The organism is Pseudomonas pseudonitroreducens, assembly GCF_021603645.1.
In the GTDB taxonomy this organism is placed as follows: Bacteria; Pseudomonadota; Gammaproteobacteria; order Pseudomonadales; family Pseudomonadaceae; genus Pseudomonas; species Pseudomonas pseudonitroreducens.
The window spans coordinates 745,275-765,719 of record NZ_BQHJ01000002.1; the positions used below are offsets into that span (position 1 = coordinate 745,275).

Consider the following 20,445-nt stretch of genomic DNA (forward strand, 5'->3'; position numbering starts at 1 on the left):
GCGCGCATTCTAGCGTGCTGATCGAAAAAGCAAAGGGCGCCCGAGGGCGCCCTTCGTCGAACTTGCGCGAACCCTTACAGGTTGTAGCCGCGTTCGTTGTGCAGGGAGAGGTCCAGACCCACGGTTTCCTCTTCCTCGGTAACGCGCAGGCCCATGACCAGGTCCAGAACCTTGAGGATCACGAAGCTGACGATACCGGTGTAGACGATGGTGAAGGCCACGCCCTTGAACTGGGTGAACAGCTGCGCGCCGATGTCGGTCACGGTGCCGAAGCCGCCCAGGGCCGGCGCTGCGAACACGCCAGTGAGCAGGGCGCCGACGATACCGCCGACCGCATGCACGCCGAAGGCGTCCAGGGAGTCGTCGTAGCCCACCGCACGCTTGAGGCTGGTGGCGGCGAAGAAGCAGATCACGCCGGCAGCCAGGCCGATCACGATGGCGCCCATCGGGCCGCAGGTACCGGCGGCCGGGGTGACAGCCACCAGTCCGGCAACCACACCCGAAGCGATGCCCAGGGCGCTCGGCTTACCGTGGGTGATCCACTCGGCGAACATCCAGCCCAGTGCAGCGGCAGCGGTGGCGATCTGGGTCACCAGCATGGCCATGCCGGCAGTGCCGTTGGCGGCGGCGGCGGAACCGGCGTTGAAGCCGAACCAGCCCACCCACAGCAGAGCCGCGCCGATCAGGGTGTAGCCCAGGTTGTGCGGCGCCATGGCAGCGGTCGGGTAGCCCTTGCGCTTGCCCAGCACGATGCACGCTACCAGGCCGGCGATACCGGCGTTGATGTGCACCACGGTGCCGCCGGCGAAGTCCAGCACGCCCCAGTCCCACAGCAGGCCGCCGTCGCCGCTCCAGACCATGTGGGCGATCGGTGCGTAGACCAGGGTGAACCACAGCGCGGTGAAGATCAGCATGGCGGAGAACTTCATGCGCTCGGCGAAGGCGCCGACGATCAGGGCCGGGGTGATGATCGCGAAGGTCATCTGGAACATCACGAAGATGCTTTCCGGGAACAGCGCCGCGGCGGAGGTCAGGCCGGTACTGGTCAGGCCGCTGAGGAAGGCCTTGTCGAAGCCGCCGACGAAGGAGGCGAAGTTGACCACGCCCTTCTCCATGCCAACGGTATCGAAGGCCAGGCTGTAGCCGTAGACGACCCAGAGAATGCTGATCAGCGCGGTGATCGCGAAGCACTGCATCATGATCGACAGGACGTTCTTGGCGCGCACCATGCCGCCGTAGAACAGGGCCAGGCCGGGAATGGTCATCAGCAGTACCAGGGCACTGGAAATCAGCATCCAGGCGGTGTCACCGCTGTTCAGGACGGGGGCCGCAGCCTCGTCAGCCAAGGCCAGACCGGGCATTGCGAGGGGCAATAGGGCGCCTAGCCCTGCGTATTTGCGCAGAGTCATTGTTGTTTCTCCTGGGGCGTGGGGTTCGGTGTGGGCTTGGCTTAGATCGCGTCGGTGCCGGTTTCGCCGGTACGGATACGAATCGCCTGTTCCAGATTTACGACAAAGATCTTGCCGTCACCGATCTTCCCGGTGTTGGCGGCCTTGGTGATGGCTTCGATAACACGATCCAGCTGGTCATCGGCGATGGCGACGTCGATCTTCACCTTCGGCAGGAAATCGACAACGTATTCCGCGCCACGGTACAGCTCGGTGTGGCCCTTCTGCCGGCCGAAGCCTTTGACTTCGGTCACAGTGATGCCCTGCACGCCGATCTCGGACAGCGACTCACGAACGTCGTCCAGCTTGAACGGCTTGATGATGGCTGTGACTAGCTTCATGTAACTCTCTCCCGTGTTTTGGTGGACCCGCCCCAGGAAGAACGAACCCGGAGACAAGTCTAAGCGCAGTGTCTGGCTTTTGTAATGCGCCGGCCGCCCTACCTCAGCACTCCGACTGCCTTGATCGAAGCGATCCACCGCCTCGCCTGCCGCACCGGAACTGCATCGGTGCACGCCATGTATGCTCCAAAGCATGAAGCTTGCCAGTTCGTGAAAATGCCCATGGCATCAGGCACTTGGCCGGAAACCGGGGTTTCTGGCGAAACGCCAGCGCCGCTCTGGCGCACCGAAAGCGCGCACGCCGAACGGGCACACTGCTCAAAAAGCGTGCAACCCCGCACGCCGCAGCCGGCGCCGGCTGCGTGATAGACTGCGCTCTGATTCAATCCGGAACCCATGAACCATGCTGCCGCCCAAAGCCTTCCTCGATGCCATCAGCCAACAAGCCGGACGCCTGTTCGGTGGCGAATCGCCCCTGCCGAAGGCCGAGCTGGAAGCCCAGTTCAAGGTTCTGATGCAAAGCGCCTTCAGCAAGCTCGACCTGGTCAGCCGCGACGAATTCGACAGCCAGATGGTCGTCCTCGCCCGTACCCGCGCGCGCCTCGAGGCGCTGGAAGCCAAGGTCGCGGAAATGGAAGCCAAGCTCTCGCCGCCCGCCGCCGAACCCGCCGAGTAATTCCCTCCTGGCGGGCGGCATGCGATCCAGGAGTGATCCATGTCCCTCGCCATCGTCCATAGCCGCGCCCAGGTCGGCGTGGAAGCGCCCGGCGTCACCGTCGAGGCGCACCTCGCCAATGGCCTGCCTTCGCTGACCCTCGTCGGCCTGCCCGAAGGCGCCGTCAAGGAGAGCAAGGACCGCGTCCGCAGCGCCCTGCTCAACGCCGGCTTCGACTTTCCGAACAGAAGAATCACGCTGAATCTCGCCCCGGCCGACCTGCCGAAGGATGGCGGGCGCTTCGACCTGGCCATTGCCCTCGGCATCCTCGCGGCCAGTGGTCAACTGGCCGACGCTGGCGGGCTGGACGAGCTGGAATGCCTGGGCGAACTGGCGCTCTCCGGTACGCTGCGGCCGGTGCCTGGCGTGTTGCCTGCCGCCCTGGCCGCCCGCGCCGCCGGCCATGCGCTGGTGGTGCCGAAGGAGAACGCCGAGGAAGCCAGCCTCGCCAGTGGCCTCACCGTCTATGCCGTCAGCCACCTGCTCGAACTGGCCGCGCACTTCAGTGGCCAGGAGCGCCTGCGCCCTTACCAGGCGAACGGTTTGCTGCGGGTAACGCCGCCCTACCCCGACCTTTCGGAAGTCCAGGGCCAGGCCGCGGCCAAGCGCGCGCTACTGGTCGCCGCTGCAGGGGCGCACAACCTGCTGTTCAGCGGGCCGCCCGGCACCGGCAAGACACTGCTCGCCAGCCGCTTGCCCGGCCTGCTGCCACCACTGGACGAGGACGAGGCGCTGCAGGTTGCGGCGATCCACTCCGTCGCCGGTCGTGGACCGCTCACCCATTGGCCGCAGCGGCCTTTCCGGCAACCTCACCACACCGCTTCCGCGCCGGCACTGGTCGGTGGCGGCAGTCGCCCGCAACCCGGGGAAATCACCCTGGCGCACGAAGGCGTGCTGTTCCTCGATGAGCTGCCGGAATTCGATCGCAAGGTGCTGGAGGTGCTGCGCGAGCCCCTCGAAGGCGGCGAAATCGTCATTGCCCGCGCCAACGGCCGCGTGCGCTTCCCGGCGCGCTTCCAGTTGGTCGCGGCGATGAACCCCTGCCCCTGCGGCTATCTCGGCGATCCCAGCGGCCGTTGCCGCTGCTCGCCGGAACAGGTCCAGCGCTACCGGGCCAAGCTCTCCGGCCCGTTGCTGGACCGTATCGACCTGCACCTGACCGTCAGTCGCGAGAGTACCAGCCTCGCACCCAGCGGGCCGAGTACCAGCAGCGCCGAGCTGGCCGCCCAGGTCGCCGCCGCGCGCCAGCGCCAGCTCGCTCGCCAGGGTTGCGCCAACGCCTTTCTCACCCTGAAGAAGATGCACCAACATTGTGCACTGAGCCCGGAAGACCAGGCCTGGCTGGAGAAGGCCGGCGAGCGCCTGAACCTGTCGCTGCGCGCCCTGCACCGGATTCTCAAGGTCGCCCGCACCCTCGCCGACCTGCAGCAGGCCGACAGCATTGCCCGCCCGCACCTGGCCGAAGCGCTGCAATACCGCGCAGGGCACTAACGAGCCAGATCCTCAGCCACAGCGAGGAGACTCAACTCGACCGTCGCATTCTTCGGAAGCTGATAGACACCCACCGAAGTGCGCGTATGCACGCCAGCCGCGCCCAGCACTTCATACAGCACCGCCGATGCGCCATCGGCCACCTCGCTCTGCTGGGTGAAGTGTTCGGCGGATTGAACGAACACATTGAGCTGCAGCACCTTGCGGACGTTATCCAGATCACCCAGCGCCTGCCGCAGCAATGCCAGCGCCCGCATCACGCAGACCCTGGCGGCCAGTTGGGCGTCGGCCAGCGAAACCTGGGTACCTACCCGGCCTGTGACGACGACTTCGTCGCCTACCCGTGGAATCTGCCCACTGAGGTGCACCTGGTTTCCTTCAATGAGGAAAGGCACGTAGTTACCGCCAATCTTGATCTCGCCGCTGAAGTCGTAGCCGAGTTCGGCGGCGATTCGGTCGAACGCAGCTGCGCGTGTCTCGCTCATAAGCACTCCCTGATAGGTCAATTGCTGATCAGCAGCGCCAGAAAGGCCGCATCGCCTCCAGCTTCGCCTGCTCGCGGCTGATGCCAATGTCGCGCAACTGTTCGTCGGAGAGCTCCAGCAGTTGCTTGCGAGTGCGCACGCGCCGCCAGAACTGCTGCCAACGGCTTTCGCCCTGCTCACGCGGCGCCACACGGGTGCCGGGGATTTCCAGGAGTTCCTGTTGGTAAAGGGTCAGCCGCACATCGCTCAGGCCGCTCATGTCGTCGCTCCTCCAGTCGGGTTCTTCGGACGTGGACTAGAGTGGCGAATCGGCGAAAATCATTACAGATTCAACGTGTGGAAGTTTTTTCCATACAGAGGGCGGCGAAATCCTTCTGAATGGCGTATTTTTTTCCTATCTGTACTGCACCAAGCCGAATCGTTCCGGCACGGGAGATCTGTCATGAAACGCTATGCACAGCTGGCCACGACCATTGGCGAGCGCATCGAGCAGGGCCTGTACCGGCCTGGCGACCGCCTGCCCTCGGTGCGCGCACTGAGCGAAGAGCATGGCGTCAGCATCAGCACCGTGCAGCAGGCCTACCGCGTACTGGAGGACTCCGGGCTGGTGGAGCCCAGGCCCAAGTCGGGCTATTTCGTCCCCGAACGCCGGGAGCTGCCGCCAATGCCGGCCATGACCCGCCCGGCGCAGCGCCCGGTGGATGTGTCGCAGTGGGACCAGGTACTGGAACAGGTGCGCCGCGCACCGGGCGGCGATTTCGTCCAGCTCGGGCGGGGTACGCCGGACATCGCCAGCCCGTCGCTCAAACCGCTGCAGCGGGCGATGGTGCATGCTGCGCGCCGCACCGACCTGCAGAGCCTCGGCTACGAAGGCATCCAGGGCTCGCTGCCGCTGCGCGAGCAGATTGCCCGGCTGATGCTGGATTCCGGCTGCCAGGTGCCGCCCAGCGAAATCGTCATCACCACCGGCTGCCAGGAGGCGCTGGCCATCACCCTGCGCGCCATCTGCGAGCCGGGGGACATCATCGCCATCGATTCGCCGAGCTTCCATGGCGCCATGCAGGCGCTCAAGGCGTATGGGCTGAAGGCGCTGGAAATCCCCACCGACCCCAGCAACGGCATCAGCCTGGAAGCGCTGGAGCTGGCGATGGAACAGTGGCCGGTGAAGCTGATCCTGCTCACGCCCAACTGCAACAACCCGCTCGGCTACATCATGCCCGACGCGCGCAAGCGCGCCCTGCTGACGCTGGCGGCGCGCTACGATGTGCCGATCCTCGAGGACGACGTCTACGGCGAGCTGGCCTACGCTTTCCCGCGGCCGCGCAGCATCAAGTCCTTCGACAGCGACGACCGCGTGCTGCTCGCTAGTTCCTTCTCCAAGACCGTGGCGCCCGGCCTGCGCACCGGCTGGGTGGTGCCGGGGCGCTACCTGGACCGCATCCTCCACTTCAAGTACATCGCCAGCGGCACCTGTGCGCCGCAGCCGCAGATGGCCCTGGCCGAGTTCATCGGCGGCGGCCACTACGAGCCGCATATCCGCCGCATGCGCGCGCAGTACCAGCGCCACCGTGACCTGATGACCGAATGGGTCGGCCGCTACTTCCCCGAAGGTGCGCGGGTCACGCGGCCGCGCGGCGGCTTCATGCTCTGGGTCGAGTTCGACCCGCAGTTCGACAGCGTGCGGCTGAACCAGGAGCTGCGCCGCGACAACGTGCAGGTGGCGGCGGGCAACATCTTTTCCGCCTCGGGCAAGTACCGCAACTGCATCCGCATGAACTACTCCAACCGCGACCTGCCGTTGATCGAAGAGGCCGTGCGCAAGGTCGGCGCCTGCGCCACACGACTCGCCGCCGAACTGCGCGAACAGCAGGCGGAGCCGCTGCCGGCCTGAGGCGAAATATTTATCCACAGCCCGGCGCTGCCGCGCGGTAGCGCCCTGCTGTACCTTGGTTTCCTTTTGCCAGGCACTCGTCTTGACCAGTCTCACCCTCGGCCCGCTGGCCCTTCCCCTGCCCCACGTGCTGCTCTACCTCGGCTTCTTCGGCGCGCTGCTGGCCGGCTGGCTGGCCGGACGCAAGCGCGGCGCCAATCCCGAAGGCGCGCTGTTCGCCATGCTTGTCGGCGGCCTGCTGGTGGCGCGCCTGGCCTTCGTTGCCCGCTACTTCGAGCAGTACGCGGCGACGCCGGCGAGCATCGTGGACATCCGCGATGGCGGTTTTCTCGCGCTGCCGGGGGTGATCGCCGCCGCACTGGTCGGCGCGGTGCTGGCCTGGCGACGGGCCGAACTGCGCCGCCCGCTGGCCATCGCGGCCGTGGTCGGTGTGTGCCTGTGGGGTGGTGGCAAGGCCGTGACTGCGGCGCTGGACCGCAGCCAGCAGATTCCCCAGCTCACGGTGATGGACCTGCGCGGTGCCGCCGTGGACCTGCGCGCGCTGGATGGTCGCCCCATGGTGGTCAACCTCTGGGCCACCTGGTGCCCGCCGTGCCGACGCGAGATGCCGGTGCTGGAAGCCGCGCAGAAAGAGCGCAGCGATGTGCGCTTCCTGCTGGTCAACCAGGGCGAGAACGCCGAAGCCGTGCAGCGCTTCCTCCGTGACCAGGGCCTGAGCGAGGCGGCGGTGCTGCTCGACAGCGGCAACCGCCTCGGCCAGGCCACCGGTTCCTACGGCATGCCCACCACGCTGTTCTACGACGCCCAGGGACGCCTGAAGCACAGCCAGATGGGCGAGCTCTCCGCCGCGAGCCTGGAGTACGGGCTGGGCCAGCTCAAGGACTGACACCTCGGCGACCTGCATGAACGCCGCGAGAGCCATGCCGGAACCCACAGCGATACTCACGCGGCTGGTGCACAGCATCGATGGGTATTGCTGCGCTCCACGCCATCCTACGAAAGCACGTCCGGACTCGGCACGCAGCAACGTAGGGCGCATAACCTGGAACAGGTTATCCGCCGGCTGGTTGACGGCGGATAACGCTGGCGCGTTATGCGCCCTACCAGAGCGGCCATGGTGCAAGCACCGGAAAACGACGTAGGAGCGGACTCCGTCCGCGATGTGCCACCGGCCAGCACCGAGCTGTCGGAAATCGATCGCGGACAGAGTCCGCTCCTACACAGTAACGTAGGGCGGATAACGCTGGCGCGCTATGCGCCCTACGGAAGCGGTTCAGGTGCGGAGGTGGTTCTCCAGCAGGCCGACCGCGTCGCGCCAGCGCACCCAGAGATTGCCCTGCCAGTCCATGACCGGCAGCGCTTCGCCCAGTAGCTGCTGCATGCGGCGACGCGGCAGGCGGGTGTCGTGGTTCGGCGTATCGCGCAGGGCGGGCACCACCTCGTTGCTCAGCCATTGGCGCAGGCTGCGGTTTTCCGGGTGGTAGCAGTAGACCAGCAACAGGGCGTAGAGACCGCTTTCGCTGACCAGCAGTTGCGGCTCGGGATGACCGGCAAGTTGCTCGTAGCGCGACTGGTCGTGGTCCAGTCGGGCGATGAGTTGCACCTCGACAGGCCGGTTGAGCAGCTTGCTCAGGTCGCGCACGACGAACCACACCTGCTGCTCGATCAGCAGAGCACGCAGCTGCCGGTGGTGGCGGACGAAATACGCGGGAATCAGGCCGTCGTCGGCCGAGGAAATCGAGAGGTTCATGCTGTCGCTCCTTGCTCATTCAAGAAGCCGCCGCCCGAAACTGCCGAAAGAGGGAGGCGGACCGTGCAAGGGTGGAAAACCAGCTCGTTCGTTGAACGCCGGCCGGACCGGAGTCCGCCTCGCACGGCCCGCCATAGACAGCAAAGCGAACCCGGCACCGAAGTGGTGCCGGATTGCCCCCAGCTATAGCGACAACGAACGAAGTACAGGTTTCCACACCTGGCCACGATGACGCCGTGGCAGGGCGAAACGCTAAGCAGTGGGCTTGTAGGACCGCAACGCCGCGGCAGTGTAGGTGCCTTCCCAAGCGTCCCGCAGCAGCTTTACCGCCCCAACGCGATGACTTTCAGGAACTGCGAGGCTGTCGGGAAATTCGCCGGGAAACACCCTGCTCCAGCGTCCGTCTGAAGGAAGGGCAGCAAGCGGTTCGCGAGCAAGCTCGCTCCTACAGGTCTGCACCGATCCACTGCTCTTTTTGTAGGAGCGAGCTTGCTCGCGAACAGAGGTGCCCGACCGCACAGGAGCTGGGCAACGACGTAGGGCGCATAACCCGGAACGGGTTATCCGCCAGCCATTCGACGGCGGATAAAGCTGGCGCGTTATGCGCCCTACCAGAGCGGCCGTGGTGCAAGCACCGGAAAGCGACGTAGGAGCGGACTCCGTCCGCGATGTGCCACCGGCCAGCACCGAGCGGTCGGAAATCGATCGCGGACAGAGTCCGCTCCTACCCAGGCGCAACGCGCTTACTGGATCTCATCCGGGGTGACGATCACCCAGTTCTTGTCGGCGGTGACCGGCTGGCCGAGCTTGGCCTGGGCTTCGGCGTTCTTCTTGATCATGCCGTTGAGCTGGTCCATGTACTTGGCCTTGCGGTTGATCCACAGGTGCACGCCGTTCTCGGCGGTACCGTTGAACAGCATGTAGCCGTCGCTGCTGGGGGTGTCGCCGCCGACCAGGATGGGCTTCTTCCACTGGTCGATGTAGGTGAGGATCGCCGCCTGCTTGCCGGCCATCCAGGTCGCCGGGGTCCAGAGGTAGGGGGTGATTTCCAGGCTCTCGTTGGCCTTGGGATCGTACTTGCCCTCGCTGATCTGCTTGCGCGCGGTGGTCAGCGCGCCACTCTGGCGGTCCTTGAGCAACGTGGTGACACCGATGACGTTCTCCGGCTTCACGTTGTAGCCGTACCTGGGATCGCTGGCGACCATGCGCACCAGCTCCTCGTGGGCGGCGGTCATCACGTAGACCTCGATGCCGTTCTCCATCAGCTTGTTGTACAGCTCCTGCTGGCCGGTGAAGACCTTGGGCGGGTTGATCTCGATGGTCTTGACCACGTCGCCTTCGTAGTAGGTGCTGGGCACCGGCTTGCCGTACGCCATCAGTTCGTCGACGTAGCCCTTGAGCTCCTTGAGGGTGAAGCCGGAGAACACCTGGGCGACCCAGGGATAACAGACCAGGTCGTCGACTTCGCAGAGGCGGTAGTAGTAGCTGTTGAGGCTTTCCTTGTGGCCGTTGACGTCCTTGAAGGGAATGAGCTTGAGCGAGGGCTCGAGCTTCTCGCGGGTCAGCACGCCTTTCATTTCGAGGAAGGGCAGCAGCGATTCCTCGAGGTCGTAGCGGTAGCTGGTGTTGTCCATGTCGAAGACCGCAAAGGCACCCTTGTTGGCGTTGGCGGCGATCAGGGCGTCGAGCTGCTTGGCCGCCGGCGCCGGCCAGTGTTTCAGCTCGGTGGCGGCGAAAGAGGTGCTGGCGAGGCCGGCCAGGATCAGGCCGGCGAGCAAGGTGCGCATGGGCTTCATGAAACTCCCCCGAGTGGTGTTGTTGGAATGGGGAAGGCCTGAAACGGGCCTTCACTGGACTAGTCCAGCAATGACCCTAGCAAAGCGCTGTTTCAGCTCTGCGACGGCAGCGACGCGAACCGTCGCGAAGGCGGCAGGACATGTCCATACGCGCCACGTGGCTTTGCTGTCGGCGACGACTGGTCTAGTTCACGCTGCGGCGCAGGCGTCCGGGGGCGTCGCCGTAGGTTTCCTTGAATTTCTTGGTGAAGGAGGCCTGGGACTGGTAGCCGACCTGGGCGGCAATGTCGGTGAGGCTCAATTGCGAGCTGCTCAGCAGGCGGTAGGCGAGCTCCATGCGGACCTGTGTCAGCAGCGCCCAGGGCGATTGCCCGGCCAGTTGGGTGAATTGCCGGGTAAAGGTTGCGCGCGACATGCTCGCACGCTCGGCGAGCGCTTCGATGGTCCATTCATGCGCGGGATCGTCGAGCATTGCCTGCCAGGCGCGGCCCAGGCGCTTGTCGCCGAGCAGTGCCAGGGTCCCGCTGCCTGGCGCGTGGGTTTGCAGGTGGACGCGCAGGATCAGGGTGAACAGCGCCGACGACAGTGCATCAACAAGGAAGCGCGCACCGGCCTGGTTGCCATCCGCTTCTGCCCGCAGTAATCCCACCAGCGCCGCGACGGCGTCGCCGAGGCCGTTGTCCTGGCAGGACACCTTGAGGAAGGCCGGCAACGCACCGATCAGCAACGAGCCTCGCTGGTAGTGGAAGCTGCCGCAGAGCATATCCAGCTCGTCTTCACCCGCCCCCAGGCGATGAACGGGCAACAGGCCCTCCTGGCGGACGTCCGGCTCCTGCGCGGCGACGCGATTGCCCTTGCTGCGCAACAGGTGGGCAGCGCCTGCGGGCAGGAGCAGAACTTCGCCAGCCTTCAGATCCAGAACCTGTCCGTCAGGCATTTCTGCCTGACAACTGCCGGACAGCACCACGTGGTACTGCGCTGTGCCATCCGGCAGGGGTTCGTGGTCCAGCGCCCAGTCGCCGAGGAAGCGGCAGCGCAGGTCGAGGCTGCCGCGCAGGCCGGCGAGTTGGATAAGGCGATCGATGGAGTTCATGGTTTTCCAGGTGAAGGCAGTGGCTGACAGATTATCCATAGCGACGCCTCAGTCGAGGTATTCCACCGCTGGAATCCGCATCGATTGCATCTCCGCCTGAAGGAAGTCGCGCAACCGGCGCAGCCGCTCCTGGTGCCGGCGTGCGCGGGGCCAGACCAGGTAGTAACTCTCACCGCTGGCCACTGCGCTGGCCCAGGGCAAGGCCAGGCGGCCCTGCTCGGCATCTTCGGCAACCATCACCAGATCACCGATGGAAACCCCGTAGCCGCGGGTGGCGGCGACGATACCCAGCTCCAGCGTGTCGAACACCTGCCCGCCCTTGAGCGACACCTGCTCCCCCAGCCCCATGCGTTGCAGCCAGCGCCGCCAGTCACGGCGGTCGGGCGTGGGGTGCAGCAGTTCGGCGCCGGCCAGCCGCTCGGCATCCCAGGGGCCATCGGCCAACAGCGCGGGCGCGCCAACGGGAATCAGCCACTCAGGGAACAGCAACGTCGCCTCCCAGTCCGGCGGGAAGTGCCCAGCGCTGAGCAGCACCGCGCAATCGAAAGGTTCGTGGACAAAATCCACGCGATCCACATCCATCCAGGCACTGGTCAGTTGCACTTCGATATCGCTGTGCTGCATGCGGAACTTGCTCAGCCGCGCCAGCAGCCAGCGCATGGTCAGGGTCGAGGGCGCCTTCAGCCGCAGCACGCCTTCCTCCGCGCGCAAGCTGGCGCAGGCGCGTTCCAGCGCGTCGAAGCCATCACGCAGGCCGGGTAGCAGCATCCGCGCGGTTTCGGTCAGCTCCAGCTGGCGACCGCGACGCTGGAACAAGCGGCAGGCGAAGTGCTCTTCCAGCGTCTTGATGTGCCGGCTCACCGCGCTCTGGGTGATCGCCAGCTCCTCGGCGGCGCGGGTGAAGGAGGCATGCCGAGCCGCTGCCTCGAAGGCGCGCAGGGCATAGAGAGGCGGCAACTGGCGGTTCATGGCGGGCTCCAAAATCGCTCAGACATGAGTATGACTCATGGATGGCATCGCATTTTTCCTTTTGTGCCCGCCGCCACGAGCGCCGGAGAATGGGGAACTATCCAACCATGCGGCGGCTGCCGCTTGCTGAGCCTGACTCATGAAACGCCTGTACCGTGACGAACTCGCCGCCATTCTGCGCCTGGCCGGCCCGCTGATTGCCGCCCAACTGGCCTATGTCGCCATGGTGTTCACCGACACCGTGATGATGGGCAAGCTCGGCCGCGAGGCGCTGGCTGCCGGCGGCCTGGGCGCGTCCACCTATGCGCTGGTCTCGACCTTCTGCGTCGGCGTGGTGGCTGCCACCGGCAACCTGGTGGCGATCCGGCATGGCGCCAGGGACGCGCGCGGCGTTGTGGAAGCGACCCAGGCCGGCCTGTGGATCGGTGGCGCGCTGGCGCTGCTGGCGGGCCTGCTGCTGTGGAACCTCGGGCCGGTTCTGATCGCTTTCGGCCAAGCGCCGGAAACGGTCGCCGGCACCATGAGTTTTCTGCACAGCATCGTCTTCGCCCTGCCCGGCTACATGGCCTTCATGGTGCTGCGCGGCTTCACCAGCGCCATCGAGCGGCCCGGCCCGGTCATGGCCATCAGCCTGATCGGCGCGCTGGCCAACTTCGCACTCAATTACGCCTTCATCGAGGGACTGTTCGGCCTGCCGCGCCTGGGGCTGGCGGGGATCGGCATGGTCACCGCGGTGGTGATGAATGCGCTGCCGGTGATCTTCGCCCTGTACCTGCGCTGGCACCGGGCCTATGCGCCCTACCCGCTGCTGAAGGGATTGTCGCAGCCGGACTTCAAGGTGATCGGCGAATCGCTGCGGCTGGGCATTTCCATCGGCGGAACCTACGCCGTGGAGTCGGGCATGTTCACCGTGGCGACGCTGTGCATGGGCGTGCTCGGCAGCACCGCGCTGGCGGCGCACCAGATCGCCATCCAGTCGGTGTACGTGGCCTTCATGGTGCCCATGGGGCTTTCCTACGCGGTGACCTTCCGCATCGGCCAGCACTATGGCGCCGGTCGGCTGGTCGAGGCGCGTCGCGCCGGGCGACTGGGGATCGGCTTCGGCGCGACCTGCATGTTCGCCTTCGCCGCGCTGTTCTGGCTGGCGCCGGAGCTGGTCATCGGCCTGTTCCTCGACCACAACGACCCGGCCAACCGCGAGGTGGTGCAAATGGCCGTCAGCCTGCTGGCCATCGCCGCCTGGTTCGAGCTGTTCGACGGCACCCAGTGCATCGCCATGGGCGCGATCCGCGGCCTGAAGGACGCGCGCACCACCTTCCTCGTCGGGCTGGTTGGCTACTGGCTGATGGGCGTGCCGATGGCGCTGCTGCTGGCCTTTCCGCTGGGCTGGGGGCCGAGTGGCGTGTGGTGGGGTTTGGCGTCCGGGCTGGCCTGCGCGGCCATCGGCCTGACGCTGGCGTTCGAAGCGAAAACCTCGCGCCTGCTGCGCCCGCGCACAGGCGCAGCGGCGCTGGTCGCTAGCTGACCGAATCCTGCAGGCGCAGCGCGCGGTTGGCGCCGAACACCAGGAAGCGCGCCAGCTCCGACAATGGCAGCGGGCGGCTGATCCAGAAGCCCTGCACCTGGTCGCAGCCGAACTGGCGCAGCTCGTCCTGTTGGGCGGCGGTTTCGACGCCTTCGGCGACCACTTCCAGGTTCAGGTTGTGCGCCAGGTTGATCATCGCCCGCACCAGCTGCAGGTTTTCCGTGCGTTCATGCATGCCGCCGACGAAGCTCTTGTCGATCTTCAGCAGGGTGATCGGCAGGCTGTTGAGGTGCACGAAGGATGAGAAGCCGGTGCCGAAATCGTCCAGCGAGAAGCGCACGCCGAGTCGACCGAGGGCCTGCATGGTCTGCAGGACCTGATCGCTGCGGCGCATCACGGCGGTTTCGGTGAGTTCGAATTCCAGCCACTGGGCGTCGACGCCGCGCTCGCGGATCAGCCGCTCCAGGGTCGGCAGCAGTTGGCTGTCCTGGAACTGGCGGAACGACAGGTTCACCGCCATGTGCAGCGGTGGCAGGCCGCGCCCGCGCAGCCACTGCATGTCACGCAGGGCGCGGGAGATGACCCAGTAGCCCAGCGGCACGATCAGCCCGCTTTCCTCGGCCAGCGGCACGAAGTCGCCCGGCGTCAGCAGGCCGCGCTCGGGATGGCGCCAGCGCACCAGGGCTTCGAGGCCGACGATCTGCCCGGTACGCAGGTCCAGGCGCGGTTGGTAATGCAACTCCAGTTCGTCGCGACGCAACGCCCGGCGCAATTCGCTTTCCAGGTCGGCGAGGCTGCGGGCGCCACGGTTGATGCGTTCGTCAAAGACGTGGAAGGTGCAGCCCTGGCGCGACTTGGCCTGCTGCATGGCAATGTGCGCGTGCCACAGCAGCGGGTCGGCGGCCTCGCCGGCGCGGGCGTGGGCCATGCCCAGGCTGCAACCCAGCAGCAGGCTTTCGCCTTCGACCCAGTAGGGCTCGCCCAGGGATTCGACGATCAGTTCGGCGATCTTCTCCACGCGCTCCGGGTCGCGGCGGGTGTCCAGCAGCAGGGCGAACTCGTCGCTGCCCAGGCGGGCGATGTGGTCGCCGTTGTCCAGGTGCGCCTTCAGGCGCGCCACTACCTGAAGGATCAGGCGGTCGCCGGCCTGGTGGCCGAGGGCGTCGTTGACGTGGCGGAAGTTGTCCAGGTCCAGGTGGCCCAGCGCCAGGCCGCGCCCTTCGCTCTCGCTCAGGCGGGCGGCGAGCAGGGTCTGGAAGCCCTGGCGGTTGGCGATGCCGGTCAGCGGGTCCTGTTCGGCCAGGCTCTGCAGGGTGTTCTGCAGCGAAGTGCGCTCGCGCACGTAGCGCAGGGTACGGCGCAGGACTTCAACGCTGAGGGATTCAGCCACCAGATAGTCGGCGACACCGACGGGCTCTTCCGCGGGCTCGCGCTCCAGCAGCAGGATCAGCGGCAGGTGGCACTGGTGAGCAGACGGCAATTTGCCGGGGGTGGCGAGTACCAGACCGACCTGGTTCTCGTCGAATAGCGCGCTGGCAGCCTGCCAGGAAGGGGCCGTGATCAGCGAATAGCCCGTCCCCAACGCGGCCAGATGCCCGCGCAGTAGCTGGGCCCACTGCGGCGCTTCCGCCAGCAGGAGCAGGCGCGTTGGTTCGACCGACGCTGCCAAGCGACCCCCATGTATCTCTAGAAAGGGGAGAAACTCCAGGCACCATCCCTGCGCCCATTTCTCCCGGTTTTGAAGCGACGCCATCCGGACATCCCACGGATGTAGACGAAACTTCAGAGAAACTCTTAAGAGTTTTCTTCAAGTAATGCTGTCACAAGCCTAATACATGTACAGATTTATCCAAAACACATAAGTACGATCGTGTCACAGATCGCCGCTATTCCGAGCGGCACCCCGCCACCTGGCACGGCCTGATAGAATACGCGCCCGCTTCACTACAGACCCCCGCCTTCATGTCCCGACTCAATCCCCGGCAGCAAGAGGCCGTGAACTACGTCGGCGGCCCGCTCCTGGTGCTGGCCGGCGCCGGCTCCGGCAAGACCAGCGTGATCACCCGCAAGATCGCCTACCTGGTGCAGCAATGTGGCATCCGCGCCCAGTACATCGTCGCCGTGACCTTCACCAACAAGGCCGCCCGCGAGATGAAGGAGCGCGTCAGTACCCTGCTGCGCCCGGGCGAGGGCAAGGGCCTGACGGTCTCGACCTTCCACAACCTGGGCCTGAACATCATCCGCAAGGAGCACGCGGCGCTGGGCTACAAGCCCGGCTTCTCGATCTTCGACGAGAGCGATGTGAAGGCGCTGATGACCGACATCATGCAGAAGGAGTATTCCGGCGATGACGGTCTGGACGAGATCAAGAACCTCATCGGCGGCTGGAAGAACGACCTGATCCTCCCGGAGGAGGCGCTGGAAAAGGCGCGCAACCCCAAGGAACAGACCGCCGCGATGGTCTACCTGCACTACCAGCGCACGCTCAAGGCGTACAACGCGGTGGACTTCGACGACCTCATCCTGCAGCCGGTGAAGCTGTTCCAGGAGCATCCGGAGATCCTCGACAAGTGGCGCAACCGTGTGCGCTACATGCTGGTGGACGAATACCAGGACACCAACGCCAGCCAGTACCTGCTGGTGAAGATGCTGGTGCAGCAGCGCGCACACTTCACCGTGGTGGGTGACGACGACCAGTCGATCTACGCCTGGCGCGGCGCGCGCCCGGAAAACCTGATGCAGCTGAAGGACGACTTCCCGTCGCTGAAGGTGGTGATGCTGGAGCAGAACTACCGCTCCACCAGCCGCATCCTCAAATGCGCCAACATCCTCATCGCCAACAACCCCCACGTGTTCGAAAAGCAGCTGTGGAGCGAGATGGGCGAAGGCGACCCGATCCGCGTGATCCGCTGCCGCAACGAGGAATCCGAGGCCGAGCGGGTGGCCATGGAAATCCTCACCATCCACCTGAAGACGCAGCGGCCCTACAGCGAATTCGCCATCCTCTACCGGGGCAACTATCAGGCGAAGCTGATCGAGCTGAAACTTCAGCACCACCAGATTCCCTATCACCTGTCAGGCGGCACCAGCTTCTTCGGACGCCAGGAGGTGAAGGACCTGATGTCCTATTTCCGCCTGCTGGTGAACCCGGACGATGACAACGCCTTCCTCCGGGTGATCAACGTGCCACGCCGCGAGATCGGCTCCACCACGCTGGAGAAGCTCGGCAACTACGCCACCGAACGCGGTTGCTCGATGTTCAACGCCTCCGGGGAGCTTGGCCTGTCCGAACACCTGGACGCCCGCTACATCGAGCGCCTGCAACGCTTCAAGCGCTTCATCGACAAGGTCCGCGAGCAATGTGCCGGCAGCGACCCGATTGGCGCGCTGCGCAGCATGGTGATGGACATCGACTACGAGAACTGGCTGCGGCAGAACGCATCCAGCGACAAGGTCGCTGATTTCCGCATGGGCAACGTCTGGTTCCTCATCGAAGCGCTGAAGAACACCCTGGAGCGCGACGAAGAAGGCGACATGACCATCGAGCAGGCCATCGCCAAGCTGGTGCTGCGTGACATGCTCGAGCGCCAGCAGGAAGAGGAAGAAGGCGCCGACGGCGTGCAGATGATGACCCTGCATGCGTCCAAAGGACTGGAATTCCCCTACGTGTTCATTCTCGGCGTGGAAGAGGAAATCCTCCCGCACCGCTCCAGTATCGAGGCCGATACCATCGAGGAAGAGCGGCGCCTGGCCTATGTGGGCATCACCCGGGCGAAGAAGAACCTGGCCATGACCTTCGCCGCCAAGCGCAAGCAGTACGGCGAGATCATCGACTGCTCGCCCAGCCGCTTCCTCGATGAACTGCCGCCCGAGGACCTGGTCTGGGAAGGCCAGGAGGACGCGCCGCAGGAGGTCAAGGTGGCCAAGGGCAATTCGGCGCTGGCGGATATCCGGGCGATGCTCAAGCGCTGAGGGCCTCATCTGTAGGAGCGGACTCCGTCCGCGATCGTCATCCCGCGGGCACCGGCCTGTCGGCCGGATCGCGGATGAATCCGCTCCTACGACAGCGGTCTGCTCCCCGCCCATCGAAAAACTGTCCATTCGATCAGCAATTGCATTGGTCGGAACGTCGCGCAGATGGCCACTGGCGTTGTAGAATTACGCGCTTCATCAGCGACAGCCGCTCCGGAAGCACCCCCGTGAACACTCTCAAAGACAAAATTCGCAGCGAAGGCATCGTTCTTTCCGAACAGGTCCTCAAGGTAGACGCCTTCCTCAACCACCAGATCGACCCGGCGCTGATGAAGCAGATCGGCCACGAGTTTGCCGAACGCTTCAAGAACCAGGGCATCACCAAGATCGTCACCATCGAAGCCTCCGGCATCGCTCCGGCGATCATGGCCGGCCTCGAGCTGGGTATTCCGGTGATCTTCGCCCGCAAGTTCCAGTCGCTGACGCTGAAGAACGACCTGCTGATCTCCAAGGTCTTCTCCTTCACCAAGCAGACCGAAAGCACCATCGCCATCTCGGCCAAACACCTGACCGCCGCCGACCACGTGCTGGTGGTGGACGACTTCCTCGCCAATGGCCACGCCGCCAAGGCGCTGATCGACCTGATCCAGCAGGCGGGCGCGAGCATCGCCGGCCTGGGCATCGTCATCGAGAAGTCCTTCCAGGAAGGCCGCTCGCTGCTGGAAAGCGAGGGCTACCGCGTGGAATCCCTGGCCCGCGTGAAGTCCCTGGCCAACGGCCAGGTCGAGTTCGTCGAGGACTGATCCAGCGCGATAACGAAAAAGGCGGGCACCGACAGGGCCCGCCTTTTTTCATGCCTGAAAGCTGGCCTTGCGTAGGGCGCATAACCTGGAACAGGTTATCCGCCGACTCCCAGGCGGCGGATAACGCTGGCGCGTTATGCGCCCTACGGGTTCCTCTCGGCGCTGGCTTTCAGGCCGGCCAGCACCAGCCGCTGGTAAAGCTCCTCGCGCAAGCCGTCCGGCGTCGCCAACCCCATGCGCTCCAGATGCGCCGGATAGACCTCCGGCTCCGGGGCATCCAGCGTCGCCTTGCCCAGCTCGAGAATCTCGCTCAGCTTCAGCTTGCTCTTCAGCCACCCCAGTGCCCGCAGCAGGTCACGCTCATGCTCGGTGAAATCGCACCCCAGCGGGAACTCCGGCAGCAGCTTGCGTAGCGGATAGGTCGCTTCGCGCAGGCGCTCCGGGGTGTTGTTGCGGTAACGCGCGTCCAGTTCGAAGTCCTTCGGCAGCTTGCCGGCATCCCGGGCCTGGCCGATCAGTTGCTCCTGGAAGCGCGAATCAGCGATGGCCAGCAGCGCGGCGATCACCTCGGCGTCGTTCTTGCCACGCAGGTCGGCGACGCCGTACTCGGTCACCACCATGTCGCGCAGGTGCCGGGGAATGGTGGTGTGGCCATAGCTCCAGACGATGTTGGAACTCAGCTCCCCCTCGGATTCGCGCCAGCTGCGCAGCATCAGGATGGAGCGCCCGCCTTCCAGTTCATGGGCCTGGGCGACGAAGTTGTACTGCCCGCCGACGCCGCTGAGCACCCGGCCGTCCTCCAGTTGGTCGGCCACGCCGGCACCCAGCAAGGTCACGGTGAAGGCGCTGTTGATGAAGCGCGCATCGTGGCGCTGCGCGCGCTTGAGTTCCTCGTCGCGGTAAAGGTTGTTGACGAAGCCGATGCCGGTCATGCCGATGCCGGCCCGCTCCTCGTGCGGCATCTCGCGAAGGCGCTGGTAGAAGGCCTGCGGCCCGAGGAAAAAGCCGCCGTGCAGCCACACGCCCGGTTCAGTTGGCGTGGCGCCGGGGCGCGCCGCAACGCGGCGATTGAGCACCCCCGCCTCGGCCAACGCCAGCAGGCCGGGAACGAACATTTCACTGCAGCCATACAGCCCAAGCTGGAACACCCCCAGTCCGCCGTCGCGCTCGATCAGCCCGGCGTGGCGGGCGGTGGAGTCGAGGCTGTCGAGCAGCGCACGATAACCGTCGTTGTCACGCTGGCGGGTCAGTAGCGCCGAGGTCAGGGCATCGCCCATGGAGCCGATGCCGACCTGCAGTGTGCCGCCGTCACGCACCAGGGCGCTGGCGTGCAGGCCAATGCAGTGGTCCTGCAGACCGACGGGCAGGTTGGGCGTTGAGAACAGCGTGCTGCTGTCGCCCGGTGCGTCCACCAGCAGGTCAAAGAAGTCTTCGTCCACCTCGGCGTCGCCGGGCATATAGGGCAACTGGTCGTGGACCACGCCGATAGTGACGATGGTTTCGCCCGCCGCGCGACGGCGCTGCAGCATTGGCAGCAGGTCGAGGGTGATGTCCGGGTTGCAGGCCAGACTCAGCTTGCCCGGTCGGCCCGGATCACGGGCCACCAGTTGGGCAACGGCGTTGACGCCCTTGGCGTTGATGTCCCGCGCCACATGGCTGTAGTTGCAACTGATGTAGTTCTGCTGGGCGGGCGCACTGTCCAGCAGGCTGCCGGGCTGCAGGTAGAACTCCTCGACGCGGATATTCTCCGGCAGCGCGTCATTGCGCAGGTCGTGCAGGTAGTCCAGCTCGGGGTAGTCGCCGTAAATGCGCTGGACGAAGGGTTCGAGGAAGCGCCGCTGCAGCTCGCCAGCGGCCTGCGGACGGCCGAGGGACAGCGCAGTGTAGAGCGTCAGTTGCCGACGCGGATTCTCGCGAATGTGCCGGTACAGCGCGTTGGCCAGCTGGTTGGGCTTGCCCAGTCCCAGCGGCAGGCCGAGGCGGATATGCCCCTCCAGACGTTGCAGCAGTTCTTCGACAGCGGTTTCGATCGAGCAGGATTGCACCGGGCGTCCCTCCTGGTTCGTTGTCCACGACAGGAGTTTGGACCGGCTTTACACAAAAGTTGCTCCCGCGACTCACACGGTGACAAATCACGGGCATGAAAAAGCCGCCCTTGGGCGGCTT

17 protein-coding genes are annotated in these 20,445 nt (G+C 65.5%); 7 read left to right on the forward strand and 10 right to left on the reverse strand.

All coding sequences use genetic code 11. The features are described 5' to 3' along the window. Positions 1–74 precede the first annotated feature (74 nt). A complete protein-coding gene (locus L6D89_RS07465; RefSeq protein WP_236174288.1) occupies positions 75–1,409 on the reverse strand; it encodes an ammonium transporter in 1,335 nt (444 codons plus the stop codon). 41 nt (positions 1,410–1,450) lie between these two features. After that, the gene (gene glnK / locus L6D89_RS07470) at positions 1,451–1,789 is read right to left on the reverse strand and encodes a P-II family nitrogen regulator (protein WP_003457590.1); all 339 of its coding nucleotides are present in this window, start codon (positions 1,787–1,789) and stop codon (positions 1,451–1,453) included. A 403-nt stretch (positions 1,790–2,192) separates the two neighbouring features. On the opposite strand from glnK, the gene L6D89_RS07475 reads away from it, so the two are divergent. Both L6D89_RS07475 and L6D89_RS07480 read left to right on the forward strand, forming a co-directional pair. Continuing rightward, positions 2,193–2,465, forward strand: a complete 273-nt coding sequence (locus L6D89_RS07475) for an accessory factor UbiK family protein (RefSeq protein WP_024762093.1) — start codon at positions 2,193–2,195, stop codon at positions 2,463–2,465. A 39-nt stretch (positions 2,466–2,504) separates the two neighbouring features. Continuing rightward, positions 2,505–3,995, forward strand: coding sequence for a YifB family Mg chelatase-like AAA ATPase (locus L6D89_RS07480; RefSeq protein ID WP_236199243.1), 1,491 nt, complete (start codon positions 2,505–2,507; stop codon positions 3,993–3,995). Here L6D89_RS07480 and L6D89_RS07485 read toward each other — a convergent pair. Beyond that, a complete protein-coding gene (locus L6D89_RS07485; protein WP_236199244.1) occupies positions 3,992–4,480 on the reverse strand; it encodes a RidA family protein in 489 nt (162 codons plus the stop codon). The two genes, L6D89_RS07480 and L6D89_RS07485, sit on opposite strands and share 4 nt — an antisense overlap. 28 nt (positions 4,481–4,508) lie before the next feature. Continuing rightward, a complete protein-coding gene (locus tag L6D89_RS07490; protein WP_236174285.1) occupies positions 4,509–4,739 on the reverse strand; it encodes a DUF1127 domain-containing protein in 231 nt (76 codons plus the stop codon). A gap of 183 nt (positions 4,740–4,922) precedes the next feature. Here L6D89_RS07490 and L6D89_RS07495 point away from each other — a divergent pair, with 183 nt between their 5' ends. Both L6D89_RS07495 and L6D89_RS07500 read left to right on the forward strand, forming a co-directional pair. Further along, on the forward strand, positions 4,923–6,371 hold the full coding sequence (locus L6D89_RS07495; RefSeq protein ID WP_236199245.1) for an aminotransferase-like domain-containing protein: 1,449 nt from the start codon (positions 4,923–4,925) through the stop codon (positions 6,369–6,371). 82 nt (positions 6,372–6,453) lie between these two features. Next, positions 6,454–7,257 (forward strand): TlpA disulfide reductase family protein, encoded by an 804-nt coding sequence (locus L6D89_RS07500; RefSeq protein ID WP_236199246.1) that lies wholly within the window; start codon positions 6,454–6,456, stop codon positions 7,255–7,257. Positions 7,258–7,644: 387 nt separating this feature from the next. On the opposite strand, the gene L6D89_RS07505 is transcribed toward L6D89_RS07500, so the two are convergent. From L6D89_RS07505 to L6D89_RS07520, 4 genes are all read right to left on the reverse strand, one after another. Further along, complete coding sequence (locus L6D89_RS07505) at positions 7,645–8,121, reverse strand: BRO-N domain-containing protein (RefSeq protein WP_236199247.1); 477 nt, start codon at positions 8,119–8,121, stop codon at positions 7,645–7,647. A gap of 743 nt (positions 8,122–8,864) precedes the next feature. Further along, a complete protein-coding gene (locus tag L6D89_RS07510; RefSeq protein ID WP_373874930.1) occupies positions 8,865–9,917 on the reverse strand; it encodes an HAD family hydrolase in 1,053 nt (350 codons plus the stop codon). A 184-nt stretch (positions 9,918–10,101) separates the two neighbouring features. Further along, positions 10,102–11,010 (reverse strand): AraC family transcriptional regulator, encoded by a 909-nt coding sequence (locus L6D89_RS07515; RefSeq protein WP_236199290.1) that lies wholly within the window; start codon positions 11,008–11,010, stop codon positions 10,102–10,104. A gap of 48 nt (positions 11,011–11,058) precedes the next feature. Further along, entirely contained in the window at positions 11,059–11,979 is a 921-nt protein-coding gene (locus L6D89_RS07520) for a LysR substrate-binding domain-containing protein (RefSeq protein ID WP_236199248.1), read from the reverse strand. Positions 11,980–12,118: 139 nt separating this feature from the next. Between L6D89_RS07520 and L6D89_RS07525 the strand changes: the two genes are divergently transcribed. Next, positions 12,119–13,504: a NorM family multidrug efflux MATE transporter gene (locus L6D89_RS07525; protein ID WP_236199249.1), complete on the forward strand. Its 1,386-nt coding sequence runs from the start codon at positions 12,119–12,121 to the stop codon at positions 13,502–13,504. Here the strand turns inward: L6D89_RS07525 and L6D89_RS07530 are convergent. After that, entirely contained in the window at positions 13,497–15,173 is a 1,677-nt protein-coding gene (locus L6D89_RS07530) for a putative bifunctional diguanylate cyclase/phosphodiesterase (protein ID WP_236174280.1), read from the reverse strand. The two genes, L6D89_RS07525 and L6D89_RS07530, sit on opposite strands and share 8 nt — an antisense overlap. A gap of 293 nt (positions 15,174–15,466) precedes the next feature. Between L6D89_RS07530 and rep the strand changes: the two genes are divergently transcribed. Beyond that, a complete protein-coding gene (gene rep, locus L6D89_RS07535; RefSeq protein WP_236174279.1) occupies positions 15,467–17,476 on the forward strand; it encodes a DNA helicase Rep in 2,010 nt (669 codons plus the stop codon). Positions 17,477–17,703: 227 nt separating this feature from the next. Beyond that, complete coding sequence (locus L6D89_RS07540) at positions 17,704–18,279, forward strand: xanthine phosphoribosyltransferase (RefSeq protein WP_236174278.1); 576 nt, start codon at positions 17,704–17,706, stop codon at positions 18,277–18,279. A 143-nt stretch (positions 18,280–18,422) separates the two neighbouring features. Here L6D89_RS07540 and L6D89_RS07545 read toward each other — a convergent pair whose 3' ends face one another. After that, positions 18,423–20,264 carry an acetyl-CoA hydrolase/transferase C-terminal domain-containing protein gene (locus tag L6D89_RS07545; protein WP_236199291.1) on the reverse strand — a complete coding sequence of 614 codons (1,842 nt, stop codon included), beginning with the start codon at positions 20,262–20,264 and terminating at the stop codon, positions 18,423–18,425. Positions 20,265–20,445: the final 181 nt, after the last annotated feature.